The organism is Capnocytophaga sp. G2 (genome assembly GCF_035282625.1).
Taxonomy (GTDB): domain Bacteria; phylum Bacteroidota; class Bacteroidia; order Flavobacteriales; family Flavobacteriaceae; genus Capnocytophaga.
Genome location: NZ_JAYKBU010000003.1, coordinates 104,461 through 122,872, shown reverse-complemented (window position 1 = coordinate 122,872; position 18,412 = coordinate 104,461). Strand labels below are relative to the sequence as shown.

Below are 18,412 nucleotides of genomic sequence, written 5' to 3'. Positions count from 1 at the left end.
TTTATTTTATTTGCTAAAAAGTACCTCTTTCATAGAGAATACTCCTTTTTTTCCTATAATCCATTCAGCTGCTAATACAGCACCCAAGGCAAAACCTTCTCGGCTATGGGCTGTATGTTTGATTTCAAGAGTATCTACAGCGCTTTTATAAGTAATTATATGAGTTCCTGGTACATTATCAATACGCTTGGCTGTGATAGGAATTTTACCCTCTGTAGCCTCTCCAAGCTCCCAACCTGTTTTGTCTGAACAAGTCATGATTTCCTCTGCCAGAGTAATGGCTGTTCCACTAGGAGCATCTAACTTTTGAGTATGATGAATTTCTTCAATAGAAACACTATATTCAGGATGATTGTGCATTAGTTGTGCTAAGGTTTTGTTCAATTCAAAGAAAATATTCACCCCTATACTGAAATTAGAAGCGTATAAAAAGGCTGTATTATGTGCCTTACACAGTGCCTCTGCTTCGGAATACTTATCAAGCCAACCTGTAGTTCCTGCTACAGTAGGCACTCCCGCTATTAATGCTTTACTGATATTGGCAAAAGCACTCTGCGGTGTACTGAACTCAATAGCCACCTCTGCTTGAGTAATATCATAGTCCTGAGGAGCATCTATTTTTAAGACAATTTCATGTCCTCGTTCAAGGGCTATACGCTCAATAGTTTTCCCCATTTTCCCGTAACCTAATAGTGCTATTTTCATTTTTATAAGTTACTTTTATTGTAGCGCAAAAGTAAGGAAAAAATTACTATACAGCAAATTTTCTTATCAACAATTATTAAAACTTTTTTCGGATAGCCTTCCAACGATATTTGCGTATCCACTTACCTTCATTTTCATTAACTAAAAATGATTGCTTTTCTTTTTTTGCCTTAAAATAACCTTTAATATAGTCCCTCAAGAGAGAAAAACTCTTTTTCCTATAAGCTAACTTAGCACTTGCCAAAAATGAAAGAACCTCTCCATAACGTAGGCGATAGAACATCCCACCTTGTAAGTATTGTGCTTGCTTATTATAAGCACTTGCCGTAGGTCGTAAATGCTTCACGATAAGATTCTTATCTACCATCACCTCCCACTGATGATATTGTGCCAGTAATTCATCTACTGTATCCCAACCCATCGCCTCCCTAAGCCCTCCAATAGCTTCAAAACATTCCTTTCGATAACTTTTCAGAGCTCCTCGTAAGTGATTCTTATTAGTAAGATTCTCTACTATCCACCCTCCTTCCTTTTCTATACTGCATACTCCTCCACACATGCCTAACTTTGAATTCTCAGTGTAATGCTGCTCTAAGGTAGCTAAATAGTTTGCAGGGAAAATAAGGTCAGCATCAAACTTACAAATTATCTCTACTTCCGATAATAAGGGCAAAGCTGAGTTAAAGGCTTGCACTATCTTTGCCCCAGGTAAGCGATACTCTGATGAACTTCGGTAGAGTTTTTGCACATTAGAATACCGAGCACAGTATACCGATAAGATCTCTTGGGTATTATCTGTGGAGTTATCATCTATCACAATAATTTGATGTGGAGGAAAGCTTTGTCCTAATAGGGAATCCAAGGTTTGTGACAAAAAATTACCCTCATTATGTGCAGGAATAATGATACCAAATCGCTTTTTCACGTCTGCTTTTTATGTTTTAAGGTAGTAAAGTAAAGTTGGGGTAAGTATGAAGCTCTCTTTTCTGTTGTTCAAAGGATTCCTTATTGATAGCTCTTGTACAATGTTCATGTAAGAATACTTTATATCCCAGACTTAATGCGTCCATCATGGAAAAATATACACAATAATCTGCCGCCAACCCTACAAAATGGAGTTCTTCTATGGATAATCCCTTCAAATAACCATCTAACCCTGTGCTTTTTAGTTGTTGATTATCAAAAAAAGCACTATAACTGTCTATATCAGGATTTGTCCCCTTGCGAAATATAGCAGCAATAGTATTCATTTGCAATTCTGGGAAGAAATTAGCTCCTTCACTGCCTTGTACACAGTGAGGAGGCCAGAGAGTTTGTTCGTAACTATCCTTAGTGATGGATTCAAAAGCCTTTTTCCCTTTATGATGAGTGAAAAAGCTAAAATGATTTTCCGGATGCCAATCTTGAGTAGCTATTACATGGTCAAACTGTAGTATCAAGCGATTTACAGGAGCTATAATAGCCTTTCCATCGGGTACAGGAAGCGTCCCTGTAATAAAATCATTTTGAATATCTATTAGTATAAGTACTCTATTCATAGTATGACAGATTTATTTTATTTCAAATACCACTGAAAACTCCACATGCAACTTTATAGGTGAAAAATCTGGCACATAACTTCTCTCCATGACTTCCTGAGAAGATGATACGGATAACCCCATTGCTTTTCCTTCAAGGTAGTAAGGACGATTATATTCCTGAATACTCAGTACTTTACCTATCCCCTGCCCTACTATTTTTATGAGATTTTCAGCATTATGCTTAGCTTTTTTAAGGGATTTTTCTTTGAGAAGTTGTACAATTTTATCTGTTTGAGAATACTCTTTCCGGCTAATTTGTACATTGGAAATACCATTTTTCTCTAAACTACTAATTACCTTAAGGGCTGTCACAGCATCAAAAACTAATAGTTCATAGTTCTCAACTTTGTTGATATTTGTTCTAAGAAATTTCTTATCATAAGTACTGGACATTCCATATACAGTAAGTTGCTTTTGAATATCTATTCTCACCTCTTGTAAAGATTGAATCATCTTGTTATAGAGTTCCTCTGTGGATTTCTTTCCTTTATTATCTTCCAAAGAGATATGTAGATAGATTTTGTCAGGAATTACCAAAGTATCAGTCTCTACTTGGGTTCTATAATAAGGTTTCTCTAAAAAATTTTGTTCCTGAGCATACCCGAAAGTAATTGCTATAAAAGTTAATAAAATGAATGCTTTTTTCATAAAAAATGTGTATTATTATTTATTATAATAAGTAAAAAATAATGAATTTTGTATAAAGAGAATACAAAATTCATTATTTTTCAATCCTAAATAATCATTTAACGAGTTTCTTTGTATTTTTTTAAATATCTCTCAATAGGATTTACACAGGAATCTATTCCTTCTTCAAAGGTTTTGAATTGTTTTTTAACCACGAAGCTATCTCCTGGTACATTTACTTTTACTTCCACTATCTTATTTTCTTTTACAGTGGTATTGTCTAACTTTAAATAGACTTCAGCATCAATCACCCTATCATAGAAAAGGTCTAGCTTATCCATTTTTTTTTGGATGAAGTCAATTAATTTTTGATCTACAGTAAAATTAACGGCATTGTAATTTACTTTCATATTTTAAAAATTTAAAATTAGTATTCTTTATTTGTCTCTCTTGGATGTGCATTTTTGTATTGGTTTTTCAGTTCAGCTATACTACTATGAGTATATACTTGGGTAGCTGCTAAACCTGCATGTCCTAATAATTCTTTCACCGCATTAAGGTCTGCTCCGTTGTCTAACAAATGAGTAGCAAAAGAATGACGCAGCACATGAGGGCTTTTCTTCTGCTTTGTTGTAACACTGCTAAAGTACGAATTTATTATATTATACACAAGTTTTGGATACATTTTTTTTCCATTATTAGTAAGAAAAAGAAATTCTTCACTGGTTTCTACATCTTTACGTATAAGCAAATACTTTTCAAGACTCTCCACAACAGTATGTATTAAGGGAATTATACGTTCTTTATTACGCTTACCTAATACTTTTATTGTTTTTTGAGAAAGATCTATATCATTTATTTTCAATTCAATAAGTTCTGATCTACGAATTCCCGTAGCATAGAAAAGTTCTATAATCATCCTATTACGCAACGATGTATATGAATCTTCTTCTGTAGGTATAGAAAGGACATCCTCTATCTCTTTTTCAGAGAAAGGAATAGAAAGCTTTTTCTGCGTCTTCAGTGGAATATGCTGCAGAAAAGGGGTACTCTTTATCGCTAAGGAGCGTACTAAAAAGGCATAATAAGCCTTTAGGGATGCTATTTTCCGGTTGATAGATCTATTAGTAATCTTACTTTCCACTAAGTGAATGATCCAAGAACGAATGAGTGGATAATTTACTTTAGAAAGTTCCACTGTAGGATCTTCTTCCTTGAGAAAAGCAGCAAATTCCTCCACATCTGTAAGGTAAGCAGTTACTGTATGAGGAGAGTATTTCTTCTCCAAACGTAGATAATTCTCAAAAGCATCTATCATTTCTTATCTCTTTAGAATAAAAAACCTCCATTACGAATAGTGCTTCCTAAAATAAGTAGGATCACTGCAATAAGTGTTACACAAAGGATATGTATTGCCATCTCAGGAAGCTTTTGGATTTGCCCTTTGGCAAGCTTAGGCAAAACTCTTGTTTGCGCACTGATTGCAAAACAGATGGTGGTCAGTAGCCCTATGATTTTTAAAGAAACTACAGTCTCCACCCCTGAGGTAAAGGAAAACCACGAAGGCAAGGGAGCATTCAGGTCGTATGCCATCCAAACACCTGTAATGACTAAAAGGAGTAAGGAGGGCATCCCTATAGGCTCGTAAGTCTTCTCAAAACGAGAGATAAAGTCAAAATTCTTATGCTTAAGTGCCTTTGGCAAAAAACCTAAAAGCAAAACCAAATGTCCTCCTACCCAAACAGTTGCACTGATAAGATGAATAATAAGTAGAATATGATGCTTGTCCATAATATAAATTATTGCCTATTTACTCTTAATAAACGAGCAAAAATACGAAATAAATTAGGATAAGCGAAACTTTTATTCAAAAATTTCTCTTGAATGATACACTAAGTATTTATTCTTTTTTGTATATTTGCCTTCTGATAAGGAAATATCTCAGACTATGAACAGATACTTACTTTTCTTGCTGTTACTTGCTTACTCTTGGACTAGTACTGCCAATATGGCGAGTCCTAATATATATGGGACTTTCCATTCTTCTCTTATCTTCCCTCAAAAATGTACTGTAACTCAAGAGAAAATCAGGGCTGATATCATTAAGAATTCTGACAAGGATTTTTACTATGAATATATCATTCGCCTAAAAGTAACATACCATATCACTTCCCCTACTAAGCAGGAGATGCCGCTGCTCTTTATGGCATCCAACTACCTAAATGACCAGCAAATCTATGTTAACGGACAAGCTATCCCCTCAAGCCCTATTGATAAGGAACAAGACTATCCTTTTCTGATAAAAGAGGAGATCACCGACACCCTGCAATATACGAATGCACCTACCAGATACCATGCCTATACCAAGTATTACATTTCTTATGATGGAAAAGAAAAACAAGAGGTAGAACCCTCCAATCTCATTTACTTTACAGCTCCTCTTAAGACAGGTGAAAATATGATAGAGGTCAGTTATGGTGCTTTCCCCTCTACTCGTAGATATGGCTTTCTACCTCCTTATACCTTTGAATATAGCATATATCCCTCTAAGTTTTGGAAAACTTTTCCCGAAATAGATATTGAGATTCATTTTCCAAAGGAATTAAAATTCGAGCAATCATCTATGGAAGCGGAAGAATATACCGTGAGTGACCACCTCTTTCAGGGGAAGATTAAAGATTTTCACTCTACCCCTGAGCATTATTGGAGGTTTTCCCCTAAACCTTCTTGGTTAGGCAGTGTAGTCCTTGCTATAGGTCCTTTAGGATTTGGAATTATTCTCTTTTTAGGAGCTGTAGGGCTACATCTCTATTGTATAAAGAAGAAAAAAAAATGGGGCTTATGGCTCGGAGTATTCCTAACACCACTGCTTTTTTATGTAGGTTTCTTAGGTGCTTATCCTTTTATTGATTGGGTCTTAGGAAAAAAATCTTTACAAGGATATGTTTTCTTAATAGTGCTTACCTATCCTATTTTTCTTATTTTCTATGGGATATTCACTTTTATTTGCTATCACTTTAGGAAATCAAAGGTTTTTTAGTAATTTTGCCAATGAAAATAAAGCTATGAAAAAACTTTTACTCCTCCCCTTTCTATTCCTTTTGGCTGCTTGTCCTAAAAAACAAGCTCCCCTCTTGTCCTCTGACGAGACTGCTCTCCCTAATACTACAATACAGGATTCCTTCCATCCTCTGTGTGAGATTTCCAAAAACATTATAGCTTATGTAGATGCAAATAAAGATGTTTTTACCATTATTGATGTAGAAAAACGCTTTTCTAAAAAATTTTGGGAATACTACCGAACCCACCAAGGTAAAGGGTGTCCTGTTATTTGTTATGGAGATTTCAATACTGACGGTCAGCAAGATGCCGCTCTTATAATTGATTACAAGGGAGTAGGAGACAGAACATACCCTGACAACACCCCCTTTTTAGCAATCTTCCACAGCTATGAGACCAAGGTAGAAAAACCTATTATCATCTATCAATTAGATAGTTACAAAGATCATAATCACTCTGTCATCTATGAGCAACCCGAAGGGATTGAGTGCTATATAGAAACAAGGAAAAGAAATGAAAAAGATATCATCAATCTAATACTCCCTGAGAAATCAGGTTTCCTAATATACTGGAATGAAGATACCTACCGATACCGATATATAAATGTCTTAGATGAAGCAGAAAATACCCTTCCTCTAACAACACTTACTCCAGAGGTAGAGGCGGATTTGTACCAACTCCTAAAATGCAGTCATTTCTCTTGGAGAGAAGGATATTATCAAATTCCTGATTATGGCTGTTGGAGTCAAGTCCAGAAATTAGGTATTGCAAATGTTATCCTAATCCCCCAGACATCTGTCTTTGATACCCATCTTGCCTGGCAAAAAAATCAGGAAAAAGAAGGATTTATTGATTCCTTAGAGGAAAAAATTGCTACCTTATCCATTAAAGAAATCAAAAAGCATTTTTGTGCTATTGTTTTTCTAACTAACCCATACTATTTGGATTATACTCCCTACTTAGATAGCTCCTATAATCCTACTTACCCTTATTATGAAGAAACCTTCCTACTAACCAATGGAAAGTGGAGCAAGGGAAAAACTTATCTGATAACCAAAGATACAGAAGCTAAGGTATACGAACAACAAGAAAAATATATAGATAGCTTAGCCAAAAAATATCAACCTAAAATAACAAAATAAATTTTAAAGGGATATGTCATTAATCAAATCTATTTCAGGTATTCGTGGTACCATAGGTGGCAAGGTAGAAGACAACCTTACTCCTATTGATACTGTAAAATTTGCTGCCGCTTATGGCTCTTGGCTCAAGGGACAAGCAGGCAAGGAACAGGTCAAAGTCGTCATTGGGCGAGATGCACGTATCTCTGGCGAGATGATCCTGCACTTAGTACAATACACCCTTATAGGCTTGGGAATAGACGTGGTCAATATAGGACTGAGTACCACCCCTACTGTGGAAATTGCTGTCCCTTTAGAACAAGCTGATGGAGGAATTATCCTCACTGCCAGCCATAACCCAAAGGAGTGGAATGCCTTAAAATTACTCAATAACAAAGGAGAATTTGTCTCTGACAAAGATGGTAAAGCAATTCTTAGAATCACTCAAGAAAATGATTTTTCCTTTGCATCAGTAGATCATTTAGGTAAACTCTCCAATGATGATCGGTATATTGACCTTCATATAGAAAAAGTGCTTGCCTTACCATTGGTTACTCCCGAAGCTATACAGAAAAAGAAATTCCGTGTGGTAGTGGATGCGGTTAACTCCACCGGTGGGATTGCCATTCCAAGACTCTTGGAGCGATTGGACGTAGAGGTTATAAAGCTCTATTGTGAGCCTAACGGACACTTCCCGCACAACCCTGAGCCCTTAAAGGAACATTTAGGCGACATCTGCAAAAAAGTGGTAGAAGAAAAAGCAGATTTTGGTATTGTGGTGGATCCTGATGTGGATAGACTTGCTTTTATCACTGAGCAAGGAGAAATGTTTGGTGAAGAATATACCTTGGTAGCCTGTGCCGATTATGTGCTAAGTAAAACTAAAGGTAATGTAGTCTCTAACCTCTCCTCCTCACGTGCTTTACGTGATATTGCTCAAAAATATGGGGTAACTTACTCTGCTGCTGCTGTAGGAGAAGTAAATGTAGTTACTGAAATGAAACGCATTGGTGCTATCATTGGCGGAGAAGGCAATGGAGGCATTATCTATCCTGAATTGCACTACGGACGCGATGCTTTAGTAGGGGTTGCTTTATTCCTTTCCCTCTTAGCCGAGAGAGATAACAGCGTAAAGGATCTTAGGGAAAGCTATCCTGCTTACTTTATGAGTAAAAATAAAATACAACTCACCGAGCACATCAATCCTGATCTTATCCTCAAGGAAATGGAACAGAAATACATTGGAGAACAAATAACCACTATTGACGGATTGAAAATTGATTTTCCTGAAAGCTGGGTACACCTGAGAAAGTCCAATACAGAACCTATTATCCGTATCTATACTGAGGCTAAGACTCAAGAAGAAGCTGACCAATTAGCTCAGCGTTTTATTAAGAAAATAAAGAATATTATAAACTAAAAAAAGAGATTATGGAAATTCAACTAAAACGTATTTATCAGGCTCAAGAAGAATCAGATGGTTTTCGTATTTTAGTGGATAGGATTTATCCGCGAGGCATTAAAAAAGAAGATCTACAGGTGGACTTATGGGACAAAGAAATAGCTCCCTCCTCTACACTACGTAAGAGTTTTCATACTACTGGTGATTTTGAAACTTTTAAAGAAAGCTATTTGAAGGAACTCGCTTTAAATAAAAAAATACCAGAGTTTCTACAACTAATAAGGAAAGAACCTAAAATCACTCTTCTTACAGCAAGCAAGGATGTTAATCACTGTCAGTTACCTATCCTAAAGGAGTTTATAGAGAAGAATTTATAACTTTCTAGCTTTCTTTTACTCCTTCTTTGCTCTATATATAAAAAAGAAACAAAAGAGGCTAGCTCGTGGAAGCTAACCTCTTAAAAATCAATAAAGCCAATTAAATACTTATAAATTAGGCAACAAAATTTTACAATTTAGGAGCTCCTTTAAGTACTTCTGCATCGGCACCTGCTTCAAATTTCTTAAAGTTTTCTACGAAAGCCTCTGCCAATTCTTTAGATTTAGCAGCAAACTGAGCTTTATCTTCCCATGTGTTCTCAGGATTAAGAATGCTCTGGTCTGATACAGTTGCACAACTTTGAGGTACTTGAAAACCAAAGATAGGTAATTCTTTGAATTCTACTTTATTGAGTTCTCCTGTAAGAGCAGCAGTAATAAGAGCGCGTGTATCTTTCAAGCTACAACGTTTCATTTTTCCGTTATATCCTGTATTAACAAGCCATACATTTACTCCTGATTCTTTAATTTTTCCTGCTAACATCTTTCCATATTCTGCTGGGTGCAAAGGCATAAAAGCAGCACCAAAACAAGCAGAGAATGTCTTTTGTGGAGTAGTAATACCTACCTCTGTACCTGCCACTTTGGAGGTATATCCAGATATAAACTGATAAGCAGCTTGGTTAGGAGTAAGCTTAGAAATAGGAGGAAGTACTCCATAAGCATCAAAAGTTAAGAAGAAAATGTTCTTTGGATTGTGTCCTATAGAACCCGGTTGAATATTAGCAATATGATAAATAGGGTAAGAAACACGAGTATTTTCAGTAATATCGGTACGAGAGAAATCCACTACCCCCTTATCATCCATAATTACGTTTTCAAGGATAGCACCTTTTTTGATAGCACCGAAGATTTCAGGTTCTTTCTCTGCAGTAAGGTCAATTACTTTTGCATAACATCCCCCTTCAAAGTTAAATACTGTATTTTCAGGAGTCCAACCATGTTCATCATCTCCAATTAAGTGACGATTTGGATCTGCTGAAAGAGTAGTTTTACCTGTCCCTGAAAGTCCAAAGAAAATAGCTGTATCTCCATCTTTTCCTACATTGGCGGAGCAGTGCATAGGCATTGTATTTCTAAATACAGGAAGCACAAAGTTCATTGCAGAGAAGATACCTTTTTTGATTTCCCCTGTGTATCCTGTACCTCCAATAAGAACAATCTTACGGGTGAAGTTTAGGATAGCGAAGTTCCCTTGACGAGTGCCATCTACAGTAGGATCAGCAAGGAAGCTAGGAGCATTAATCACCAACCAATCTTCTTTGAAACTAGCCAGTTCGCTGTCTTCTATACGAAGAAACATATTGTTGGCAAAGAGGTTACTCCAAGGAAGTTCTGTGATAGTACGTATATTTGTACGATATTTAGGATCTGCACATACATAACCATCGTGCACATAGATTTCCTTACCTGCAAGATAAGCCACTACTTTATTATAAAGAGCATCAAACTTTTCAGGAGAGAAAGGAATATTGATTTTTCCCCACCATACACGGTCTTGGGTGATGTCATCTTTTACAATAAAACGGTCTTGAGGAGAACGTCCTGTAAACTTTCCTGTATTAACAGCAAGAGCACCAGAGGATGCTTCTCTACCTAAGCCTTTGGAAAGAGTTTCAGCATGTAACTCATCTGCTGAAAGCTGATAACGCACATTAGCGTTTTTAATTCCGTATTTTTCTACGGAAAGGGTTTTTGTACTCATAGAAAAAAATTTTATTTATGAATAAATTAGTTAAAAAGTAATCCATTTGATGGATTTTGTGTTGCACAAAGGTACAATTTTTTTCTGTTACACCAAATTTTTTTCCCTAAAATTTTTCTTTAATTCATAAAAAAACTTTGTCAGAAATTCCTCTGACAAAGTTAGTATAAATGTATGATAACCAAAATTCAATTAGAATTTGTATCCAACTCCTGTTTGTAGAAAAATGTTATTTACTTCTCCTCGTGTAGAAAGATTTATAATTCCCACATTACAATTCACATCAAAGAAAAGCCCAAAAGGCAAGTGATACTCTACTCCTGCCCCTACTCCAAAATCAATATCAGAGTTACGGTACTTATCTTTCATTGTATAAGTGTATCCATCTCTCTTCTCCTTAATAGTAGCTATATAACCTATATAAGTTCCTATTTTAGGACGTAATCCGGCTATTACGTTGTATTTTAACCAAATAGGAAAATTAAGCTGAGAGATTAATACTTTGTCTCCCTCATAGCTATAGTCCCTATTAACACTTGAATGTCTTTTATTGTATATCTTCACATAGTTATACTCAGTGCCCAATACAGTAAAACTTATTCCTGGCTCCAAATAGAACTTATGTGGTAAAGCTATTTCTACAAAACCATCAATATGTCCTGTAACAAGAACGTCTGTCGAATAATCCGTTCTTGTATTACTAGAAAATCTATTGCCCGTATCAAATCCTCGTCCATCTATGATTAAATCAGCAAAGGTAAGTCCTGCTCTCAAACCAAAATGAGCCTTTCTTTGCCCATAAACAACAGGAACTAAGAGTAATAGCATTAAAGAAAGAAAAAAATTCTTCATTTTCATATTTTTTTAATATGAGGCAAATATACAAAAACTTTACTAAACCACCATAAAAATTCTTTTTTAAAAAGAAAAACCTATACTAGTGAAAATATTACGACCCATGCGGGGAATATTTCCCCAATCAGCATAAGTACTATAGTAATTATTAGTTATATTTTCTATTCCTAACTCTATTTGTAGATTGTTATCTCCTATAGGGAAACGATAATTAGCAGAAAGATTATACACTATATACGCTGGTGTACGGTCTTCACCATATTGTGGAGAATAAGCCGTCTGTGTAAAATCTCCATTAAAGGAAAAAATGCAGGCAAAACGGTCTTTGCTATATTTTATACTAGTTTGATAACTTACAGGACGAATAAATGGCAGGTTTTCTTCTTTAAAATCTATTCCTCTTGCGTAATTTATACTTCCCTTCCAATGAAATTTTTCTAAGAAATAGTAGCTAAGATTAAGAGAGGTATTGAATATTTTAGCATATTCTAAAGCCTCATATTTTTTCACTCCCACAGAAGCAGCATTCATAGGGAAGGCTATATTAAGAATCTTTCCAAGAATATAATTCTCAATATAGAAGTAATTAGCCTTTGCCTCAATAATCAGTGATTCATTTTCAAAACTTATACTTCCATTCAGTTCGTAGGATATTTCATTCTTGAGGTTAGGACTACCTATATAATCATATCGGTCAAAACTATTATAAATATAATATCCATAAGCCTCCGATACGGAGGGTGCCCTGTGACCATATCCTGTACCTAAAGAAAAGGTAAAGGGATTCACCTTCATTTGATAAGAAGCATGTAAGCTAGGTAAGAAGCGTGTTCTATTTTGAGGTGAATCAGCCGTATTTTGGTTAAAAACACGGATAAAATCTAGGTATTTTATATGATTGTGATTTACGCCCAATGTTCCTCCCAATATTAATTGCTCTTTATCATTTAATTCCCATTGATTATTTACAGAAAATCCTCCATAATTAGTTGTTACTCCAGGCCAGGTAAAAGCAAAACCACTCACTCGGCTCCTATCACGTGGATACATAGTCATTTCTGCTAAAGCGTAATTAGAGTATCCATTCAGTTGAATATCAGCTGTATAATTATCCTTTTTAAGAAGAATTTTTGAGGTAAGTCCATAAGTAGTACTCCAACCAGGCATATCCATGTGTACAAGGTTTTCAGCACGTGTAGTATCATCCATATAGTGTTCTATGGCATTGAAGTAAAACTTTGAATCCCACACCTTAAATATGCTATTTTCAAAAAATTGCTTGAATGATAGTGATGTTATCAAAGCACGAGCAAGCCAAGTATCCATAGGCAAAGCAGGATATCCTACATCTTTAGCCACATCAAAGATAGCATCCGCTTTTAAAGAAGAAAGTCCACTCGTTTTGTAAGCTAATCCTAAAGAAGTATTATATTTTTCAAACTGTGAATGTTTCACAACATTCCCATGACCATCCTTATAACTATCAGCTTTACGATAAGCGGCTGTCCCATCAGCTACAAATTTTTCAGAAGAATAATAAAGGTCTGCTAATCCAAAGCGGTGTATATTATTGCTTTGAAACCCCACTTGAGCAGAGCCTCCAAGATTTGGCATATCTGAGAAAGAAACACGTTTTCGCTTCAGGTCAATAGCTCCTGCTATAGTTGCCCCATGCCTTCCTCCTTCTTGTCCAGAATGAATGTCTATCTTAGAGAGGTTATTTGTTTCTACATAAGAGGTTACGGGATCCATCTTATCTGTACAGGCTCCAAAAATATGCATTCCTTCTATAGTAATAGAGGAGCGTTCTGTATTCATATTATTAAGCATTGGCTCCCAAGCGTATGCACCTCGCTTGATGAAACTAATATTATCAGAGGTAGCCAGATATTCATCAACAGAACAGGAAAGTTTGACTCCTGCCTGAATCTGTTGTTTACGAAATTTATCAGCAAATACCACTTCTTTGAGCTTAATAATGCTATCTTTTTCTTTTGTTTGCCCAAAAGAAAAAATACTGGATAAAAGCAATATATACAATGTATACTTTTTCATACCTAACCTTTAGAATAAAATGTCAATATGAAGATCGCTTTGTTCTCCAAATACGCCCATTTGTACCTTTTTAGATACTTGAGTCCCCTTTACTATATTTCCAAAGGAATCCTTAAGGATAAAGTTCAATGTCCAATAGCCTTGCATCGTATAATTCACTTTTCCATGATAAAACCCATCATTTTTCTGAGTAAGATCTTGGTTATCAGGAGAAGAGTGATTCCCCATATCTTCTCCAGGCATACGTGGATCAAGCTCTAGTACATAGTTATTCGCTACTTCATAAGTGTTATCCGATTTCTCTACCCATATACCTGCTACAAGATTATTGACAGCCACTTTAGGAATTTCAGGAGCTATAAGAGCTATATAGTATTTCTTTCCATCTTTTCCTTGAAATTCAGTCATGTTCAAGTTAGGGTTACGAGTATCCAAAACTTCTATCTCCTTCTGAGCTTGATAAGTAACTCCATCTATTTTATAGGTGAGAGCTATATTCCAAGGAGTTTTAATACCAGTATGGGTAGCATTCAATACTGAATAATCTTTAGGAGTATCAAAAACAGCAAAACCTTTAAAAATACGGTTATCCTCACTATTGTTAAGGAGTTTGCTATACGGGGCTGAGAGTACTCTTCCCTGTTTATCCGTATGAGTAATAGAAAGTTGCACTTCCTCTACATTAAGTCTTTCTAATGTATTGGCAGTTACTATTTTTATTGCCAAATCATTATATCCTCGAAGGAATTCTCCATCAGAAGCCTCTATGGAGATATTATGTCCATTTTCTTTTATATAGGTTACTTCTTGTAGAGAACCACGAGAGGCAAAATTAAGACGATTTCCAAAAGGTGTTTTTTCCACGGTACAAGAAAAAAGAAAAACAGCCATCATAAGGCTTGTATATTTTATAAATCTCATTTTTTTATTTTTTAGTTATAATATTAACAGGAATTCGTAAGAAAGTTTATTATAGCATATACCCTCCTCAAAGTTATATAGACAACTTTGAGGTGAAAATATAAAATTCCTTGAAAAGTACTATAACATAGGAGGACGTGATACTTCTCTTGAAACATTTTCCCAAAAAGGATATCGGTAATAGAAAGGGGAATTTTTTAGAAGGAATTCTGTAGAAAAAGGTACAAAAGAAGGAACTTCCATATAGAAAACTTCTGTTTGTAGCTTAGTGAAATCAAATTTCACATCCGTTTGCTCAGAGGTGTTTTCAGAGGATATCCTTGCTAAGAAGCATTTACCATTGCAATGTTTCTTTACATCAGTTTTATTTTCGCAAAAAAGAGTTATAAAATGGGTTGGATTTAATAGATAATAAGAGAAAAAAAGACCGCTCCGTATAGCACTAAGTAATACTATACATGAAAGAAGTATGAGATAAAAACGAGCTGATCTGTTCACTATTAAGTCTAATATTTATTTGAAAAATGAATCTACAAACTCATATTTGTTGAATACCTGTAGATCCTCTATTCCCTCCCCTACTCCAATATATTTTACAGGGATTTGGAATTGATCAGAGATACCAATGACAACGCCTCCCTTAGCTGTACCATCCAACTTAGTAATAGCCAATGCATTTACTTCAGTGGCTAAAGTAAATTGTTTTGCTTGTTCAAAGGCATTCTGTCCAGTAGAACCATCTAATACTAAGAGTACCTCATCAGGGGTATTGGGTAAAAGTTTCTGCATAACACGCTTCACCTTGCTGAGCTCATTCATCAGGTTAACCTTATTATGTAGACGCCCTGCTGTATCTATTATCACAACATCAGCATTCTGCGAAAGGGCTGAGGAGAGGGTATCATACGCCACCGATGCAGGGTCGCTTCCTGTTTGTTGTTTTACTAAAGGTACTCCTACCCGATCTGCCCAGACTTGTAGTTGGTCAATAGCAGCCGCTCGGAAGGTATCAGCAGCACCCAAAACTATATTCAATCCTTTCTTTTTTAGTTGATAAGCTAATTTCCCGATAGTAGTAGTTTTTCCGGCTCCATTAACACCAACTACCATAATTACATAAGGTTTTTTGCCGGTTGGAATAGAAAAATCCACTTCTTCTCCTCGCTGAGTTTCAGAAAGCAAAGCAGCTATTTCCTCACGTAAAATTTTATTAAGCTCATTTGTTCCCAAATATTTTTCCTGATACACACGTTTTTCTATGCGATCAATAATTTTTAAAGTAGTATCTACCCCTACATCACTACTTACCAAAATTCCCTCTAACTCATCTAAAATAGTATCATCTACCTTTGATTTTCCTGCAATGGCACGAGCTAACTTATCAAAGAAAGAAGTTTTTGATTTCTCTAAACCTTTATCTAAAGTTTCTTTCTTATCTGATGAAAATAGTTTTTTAAAAAAATTCATAGCTGTTATTTATTTAAATCCTATTTTAGGAATATTATTTTCTTCTCTTAGGGATTTAGTTTCCATATTAGTAAGCTCTGCTAAGGAGCAAGGTTTAGTAATATTAGCTTCTTTTCCTAAAGAACGCAGATAATTATTACATTTTTCCACTGTAAGTTCTCTAAACTTATATTCGGCGATAAGTCGCCCTTTTCTCAGTAATGCTGAATCAATTTTTGATATGTCTGAGTTAAAGGTACAAATAAGTTGACATTCAAGTACATCGGATAGCATTCCATCAGCAATATTTAGGATGGAGGATACTACATCTGTATTACTATTATAAGCAGTACGCTCGGCTATATAATTCTCACAATCTTCTAGAACCAATACTGAATTCTTATGATCAATAAGTACTCCTATGAAGGAAGGATCTGTAAGGGAAGCTATCATAGAAGTAGGTACAAAAATGAATTTTTTACTAGGAATTTGACTGGTTAGCCACTTGATATAGTTTGTTTTTCCAGAGCCTGCTATGCCGTGAAAAAGCACAACTCCTTTATTCTCATTAGTAATACTTTGCCTTACACGATTATGTACTTCTATAAAATCATCATTATACATCTTATCAAAATCAATGCGGTAAGGCTTAATTATATGTGTTTTTACATCAAAACCATTTTTATCCTTTAAAAGTATAGAAACTTTTGCTCTTTTTGGCTGATACTTTTCCAAATATTCTGAGAAAATAATCCTAAGATTTTTTGTAATAGAAGAGTTGCGATTATCATAAAATATATAATTTACCTTATATAACCCCTCTTCAAACATCTCTGAATCATAATCATTAGAAAGATTATGAGAGATAAGAATAAATACCTCTAATTCAGGATGAAAATAGCATTCCTCATCTTCATAAAGCCTATTACTTTTGGAGGCATAGCTAATAGTATAGAAATCTGTACATTTTTCAAAATATTGCAACTTATCTCTAGAAATTATTAAATCATCATCTTCTAAATAAATATCACATAGAATATCTCTCAGTAAAGTTTCATAAGGGGCTCTAACTCTTTCATAACGATGTTTGTCAAATAGTTCTATTTCATCATCTGCATTAACTCTTAATATATTTACTTCTCTGTAAAATTTCGAATCAAATATCTTCATTAATTATTTTTACTAATTTTCTTTCTTTAACAAATCGGGTCTGCGTTCTTCTGTACGTTTATAAGCCTGCTCTTCTCTCCAATTTTCAATCAAAGGGGTATTTCCACTTAGGAGTATTTCAGGCACTTTCCACCCTTTGTATTCGGAGGGACGTGTATAAATAGGAGGTGCCAGAAGGTTATCTTGAAATGAATCTGTAAGAGCAGATGTTTCATCTGAGAGCACACCAGGAATAAGGCGAACAATAGCATCACTAAGTACTGCTGCAGCTAATTCTCCTCCTGAGAGAACATAATCTCCTATGGAAATCTCTTTAGTTATAAAGTGCTCTCTAACCCGTTCATCTACACCCTTATAATGCCCACAAAGGATAATAATATTTTCTTTAAGAGAAAGTTGATTTGCTATGCGTTGGTCTAAGGTATGTCCATCAGGGGTAAGATAGATTATTTCCTCATAGGAACGCTCTGCTTTAAGAGCTGAAATACAAGCGTCAATAGGTTCTATCATCAGTACCATACCTGCTCCTCCTCCAAAACTATAGTCATCTATTTGCTTATAATTTCCTAACCCATACTGACGTAAATCATGAAAATGTACACTTGCTAATCCCTTCTCTATAGCTCTCTTAAAAATAGAGTGCTCAAAAGGGCTACGGAGTAATTCAGGAACAACAGCTATAATATCAATTCGCATCTAAGAACGATGTTTGTTAATTTCGTCTTGCAATTGCCTGCGTACTTTCTGTTCACGTTCAATAGCTTTAGTGCGATACTCTTCATATTCATTTTGCAGATTTTCAAAATCCCTCAAAGTACTTTGGGTAATATTGTTTGAACGTGTAAACTTAGAAATAAATAATATTAACAGTATAGCCAACACAATAATAATTCCCCATACAACTGCTGAGTATAATCCCTTATCTAAAGGAATTCCAAAGAAGTCTATGCTATTTTTCTGACGCATTTCCTTTTCAAGATCACTTTCTACGGATTGTATTTTAAGGTTCAATTGTTTTATTTCAGAAGCTTGATGGGCAATGGTATCCAATTTTTCTCTTAACAAATCCTTTTGCACACGAACACTGTCAAGCATATTCTTTTTAATAGCATAGAGTGTCTCTTTCTTTACTACCTTATATTTTTCCCAATTTCCAGATTTTTCTATCATCTGGTCAAATTGTCCTTCTATAGTTTTAGGATATTGCTTTTCCTCCTCTTGTGTAGTTCCTGTATTTCCTTGTTGAGGTTCACTCTGTGCTATAGCCCATAAAGGAAAAAATAGTCCAAGACTAATAATCAAAATTTTTCTTTTCATTTGATGTATTTATATTTTTATTTCAACGGCAAAAATACTATTTTTTTTACACATATATGCTCCCTCTGCTC

General features: G+C 35.1%; 20 protein-coding genes. 4 read left to right on the top strand and 16 right to left on the bottom strand.

Translation table 11 applies throughout. The features are described 5' to 3' along the window. Positions 1–6: 6 nt before the first annotated feature. The 7 genes from dapB to VJJ03_RS03015 form a co-directional block, all read right to left on the bottom strand. Positions 7–705, bottom strand: coding sequence for a 4-hydroxy-tetrahydrodipicolinate reductase (dapB, locus tag VJJ03_RS03045; protein ID WP_323973749.1), 699 nt, complete (start codon positions 703–705; stop codon positions 7–9). 76 nt (positions 706–781) lie between these two features. Next, the gene (locus VJJ03_RS03040) at positions 782–1,630 is read right to left on the bottom strand and encodes a glycosyltransferase family A protein (protein WP_323973748.1); all 849 of its coding nucleotides are present in this window, start codon (positions 1,628–1,630) and stop codon (positions 782–784) included. Between the two features lie 16 nt (positions 1,631–1,646). Next, positions 1,647–2,243 (bottom strand): bifunctional nicotinamidase/pyrazinamidase, encoded by a 597-nt coding sequence (gene pncA, locus VJJ03_RS03035; RefSeq protein ID WP_323973747.1) that lies wholly within the window; start codon positions 2,241–2,243, stop codon positions 1,647–1,649. A gap of 12 nt (positions 2,244–2,255) precedes the next feature. Next, positions 2,256–2,933 carry an SIMPL domain-containing protein gene (locus VJJ03_RS03030; RefSeq protein WP_323973746.1) on the bottom strand — a complete coding sequence of 226 codons (678 nt, stop codon included), beginning with the start codon at positions 2,931–2,933 and terminating at the stop codon, positions 2,256–2,258. 98 nt (positions 2,934–3,031) lie between these two features. Next, the gene (locus tag VJJ03_RS03025) at positions 3,032–3,322 is read right to left on the bottom strand and encodes an HPF/RaiA family ribosome-associated protein (protein ID WP_009745810.1); all 291 of its coding nucleotides are present in this window, start codon (positions 3,320–3,322) and stop codon (positions 3,032–3,034) included. Positions 3,323–3,339: 17 nt separating this feature from the next. After that, on the bottom strand, positions 3,340–4,230 hold the full coding sequence (locus tag VJJ03_RS03020) for a tyrosine-type recombinase/integrase (RefSeq protein WP_323973743.1): 891 nt from the start codon (positions 4,228–4,230) through the stop codon (positions 3,340–3,342). An 11-nt stretch (positions 4,231–4,241) separates the two neighbouring features. Next, positions 4,242–4,703: a copper resistance protein CopD gene (locus VJJ03_RS03015; protein ID WP_323973741.1), complete on the bottom strand. Its 462-nt coding sequence runs from the start codon at positions 4,701–4,703 to the stop codon at positions 4,242–4,244. A gap of 157 nt (positions 4,704–4,860) precedes the next feature. On the opposite strand from VJJ03_RS03015, the gene VJJ03_RS03010 reads away from it, so the two are divergent. From VJJ03_RS03010 to VJJ03_RS02995, 4 genes are read left to right on the top strand one after another with little or no spacing between them, the layout of a single operon-like run. Further along, on the top strand, positions 4,861–5,952 hold the full coding sequence (locus VJJ03_RS03010) for a hypothetical protein (protein ID WP_323973739.1): 1,092 nt from the start codon (positions 4,861–4,863) through the stop codon (positions 5,950–5,952). Positions 5,953–5,977: 25 nt separating this feature from the next. Continuing rightward, complete coding sequence (locus tag VJJ03_RS03005) at positions 5,978–7,114, top strand: hypothetical protein (protein WP_323973737.1); 1,137 nt, start codon at positions 5,978–5,980, stop codon at positions 7,112–7,114. Between the two features lie 13 nt (positions 7,115–7,127). Continuing rightward, entirely contained in the window at positions 7,128–8,513 is a 1,386-nt protein-coding gene (gene glmM, locus VJJ03_RS03000; RefSeq protein WP_323973735.1) for a phosphoglucosamine mutase, read from the top strand. A gap of 11 nt (positions 8,514–8,524) precedes the next feature. Beyond that, on the top strand, positions 8,525–8,872 hold the full coding sequence (locus tag VJJ03_RS02995; protein ID WP_009745817.1) for a DUF488 domain-containing protein: 348 nt from the start codon (positions 8,525–8,527) through the stop codon (positions 8,870–8,872). 130 nt (positions 8,873–9,002) lie between these two features. Here VJJ03_RS02995 and pckA read toward each other — a convergent pair whose 3' ends face one another. From pckA to VJJ03_RS02950, 9 genes are all read right to left on the bottom strand, one after another. Further along, positions 9,003–10,577: a phosphoenolpyruvate carboxykinase (ATP) gene (pckA, locus tag VJJ03_RS02990; protein ID WP_323973733.1), complete on the bottom strand. Its 1,575-nt coding sequence runs from the start codon at positions 10,575–10,577 to the stop codon at positions 9,003–9,005. Between the two features lie 192 nt (positions 10,578–10,769). Further along, positions 10,770–11,435: an outer membrane beta-barrel protein gene (locus tag VJJ03_RS02985; RefSeq protein WP_009745819.1), complete on the bottom strand. Its 666-nt coding sequence runs from the start codon at positions 11,433–11,435 to the stop codon at positions 10,770–10,772. A 60-nt stretch (positions 11,436–11,495) separates the two neighbouring features. Continuing rightward, complete coding sequence (locus VJJ03_RS02980) at positions 11,496–13,487, bottom strand: TonB-dependent receptor (protein WP_323973730.1); 1,992 nt, start codon at positions 13,485–13,487, stop codon at positions 11,496–11,498. Positions 13,488–13,496: 9 nt separating this feature from the next. Then, on the bottom strand, positions 13,497–14,408 hold the full coding sequence (locus VJJ03_RS02975; RefSeq protein WP_323973728.1) for a hypothetical protein: 912 nt from the start codon (positions 14,406–14,408) through the stop codon (positions 13,497–13,499). A 120-nt stretch (positions 14,409–14,528) separates the two neighbouring features. After that, positions 14,529–14,906 carry a hypothetical protein gene (locus VJJ03_RS02970; RefSeq protein WP_040358059.1) on the bottom strand — a complete coding sequence of 126 codons (378 nt, stop codon included), beginning with the start codon at positions 14,904–14,906 and terminating at the stop codon, positions 14,529–14,531. A gap of 15 nt (positions 14,907–14,921) precedes the next feature. Next, positions 14,922–15,875, bottom strand: coding sequence for a signal recognition particle-docking protein FtsY (gene ftsY, locus VJJ03_RS02965; protein WP_009745823.1), 954 nt, complete (start codon positions 15,873–15,875; stop codon positions 14,922–14,924). 9 nt (positions 15,876–15,884) lie between these two features. Next, on the bottom strand, positions 15,885–17,024 hold the full coding sequence (locus tag VJJ03_RS02960; RefSeq protein WP_009745824.1) for an AAA family ATPase: 1,140 nt from the start codon (positions 17,022–17,024) through the stop codon (positions 15,885–15,887). A gap of 12 nt (positions 17,025–17,036) precedes the next feature. Beyond that, positions 17,037–17,720, bottom strand: coding sequence for a tRNA (guanosine(37)-N1)-methyltransferase TrmD (gene trmD / locus VJJ03_RS02955; protein ID WP_323973726.1), 684 nt, complete (start codon positions 17,718–17,720; stop codon positions 17,037–17,039). After that, positions 17,721–18,341 (bottom strand): hypothetical protein, encoded by a 621-nt coding sequence (locus VJJ03_RS02950; protein ID WP_009745826.1) that lies wholly within the window; start codon positions 18,339–18,341, stop codon positions 17,721–17,723. Positions 18,342–18,412 lie beyond the last annotated feature (71 nt).

Coding starts and splice junctions, on each gene's coding strand:
- dapB (WP_323973749.1), bottom strand. CDS start 705: ATGAAAATAGCACTATTAGGTTACGGGAAAATGGGGAAAACTATTGAG.
- pncA (WP_323973747.1), bottom strand. CDS start 2,243: ATGAATAGAGTACTTATACTAATAGATATTCAAAATGATTTTATTACA.
- VJJ03_RS03030 (WP_323973746.1), bottom strand. CDS start 2,933: ATGAAAAAAGCATTCATTTTATTAACTTTTATAGCAATTACTTTCGGG.
- VJJ03_RS03025 (WP_009745810.1), bottom strand. CDS start 3,322: ATGAAAGTAAATTACAATGCCGTTAATTTTACTGTAGATCAAAAATTA.
- VJJ03_RS03020 (WP_323973743.1), bottom strand. CDS start 4,230: ATGATAGATGCTTTTGAGAATTATCTACGTTTGGAGAAGAAATACTCT.
- VJJ03_RS03015 (WP_323973741.1), bottom strand. CDS start 4,703: ATGGACAAGCATCATATTCTACTTATTATTCATCTTATCAGTGCAACT.
- VJJ03_RS03010 (WP_323973739.1), top strand. CDS start 4,861: ATGAACAGATACTTACTTTTCTTGCTGTTACTTGCTTACTCTTGGACT.
- VJJ03_RS03005 (WP_323973737.1), top strand. CDS start 5,978: ATGAAAAAACTTTTACTCCTCCCCTTTCTATTCCTTTTGGCTGCTTGT.
- glmM (WP_323973735.1), top strand. CDS start 7,128: ATGTCATTAATCAAATCTATTTCAGGTATTCGTGGTACCATAGGTGGC.
- VJJ03_RS02995 (WP_009745817.1), top strand. CDS start 8,525: ATGGAAATTCAACTAAAACGTATTTATCAGGCTCAAGAAGAATCAGAT.
- pckA (WP_323973733.1), bottom strand. CDS start 10,577: ATGAGTACAAAAACCCTTTCCGTAGAAAAATACGGAATTAAAAACGCT.
- VJJ03_RS02985 (WP_009745819.1), bottom strand. CDS start 11,435: ATGAAAATGAAGAATTTTTTTCTTTCTTTAATGCTATTACTCTTAGTT.
- VJJ03_RS02980 (WP_323973730.1), bottom strand. CDS start 13,487: ATGAAAAAGTATACATTGTATATATTGCTTTTATCCAGTATTTTTTCT.
- VJJ03_RS02975 (WP_323973728.1), bottom strand. CDS start 14,408: ATGAGATTTATAAAATATACAAGCCTTATGATGGCTGTTTTTCTTTTT.
- ftsY (WP_009745823.1), bottom strand. CDS start 15,875: ATGAATTTTTTTAAAAAACTATTTTCATCAGATAAGAAAGAAACTTTA.
- VJJ03_RS02960 (WP_009745824.1), bottom strand. CDS start 17,024: ATGAAGATATTTGATTCGAAATTTTACAGAGAAGTAAATATATTAAGA.
- trmD (WP_323973726.1), bottom strand. CDS start 17,720: ATGCGAATTGATATTATAGCTGTTGTTCCTGAATTACTCCGTAGCCCT.
- VJJ03_RS02950 (WP_009745826.1), bottom strand. CDS start 18,341: ATGAAAAGAAAAATTTTGATTATTAGTCTTGGACTATTTTTTCCTTTA.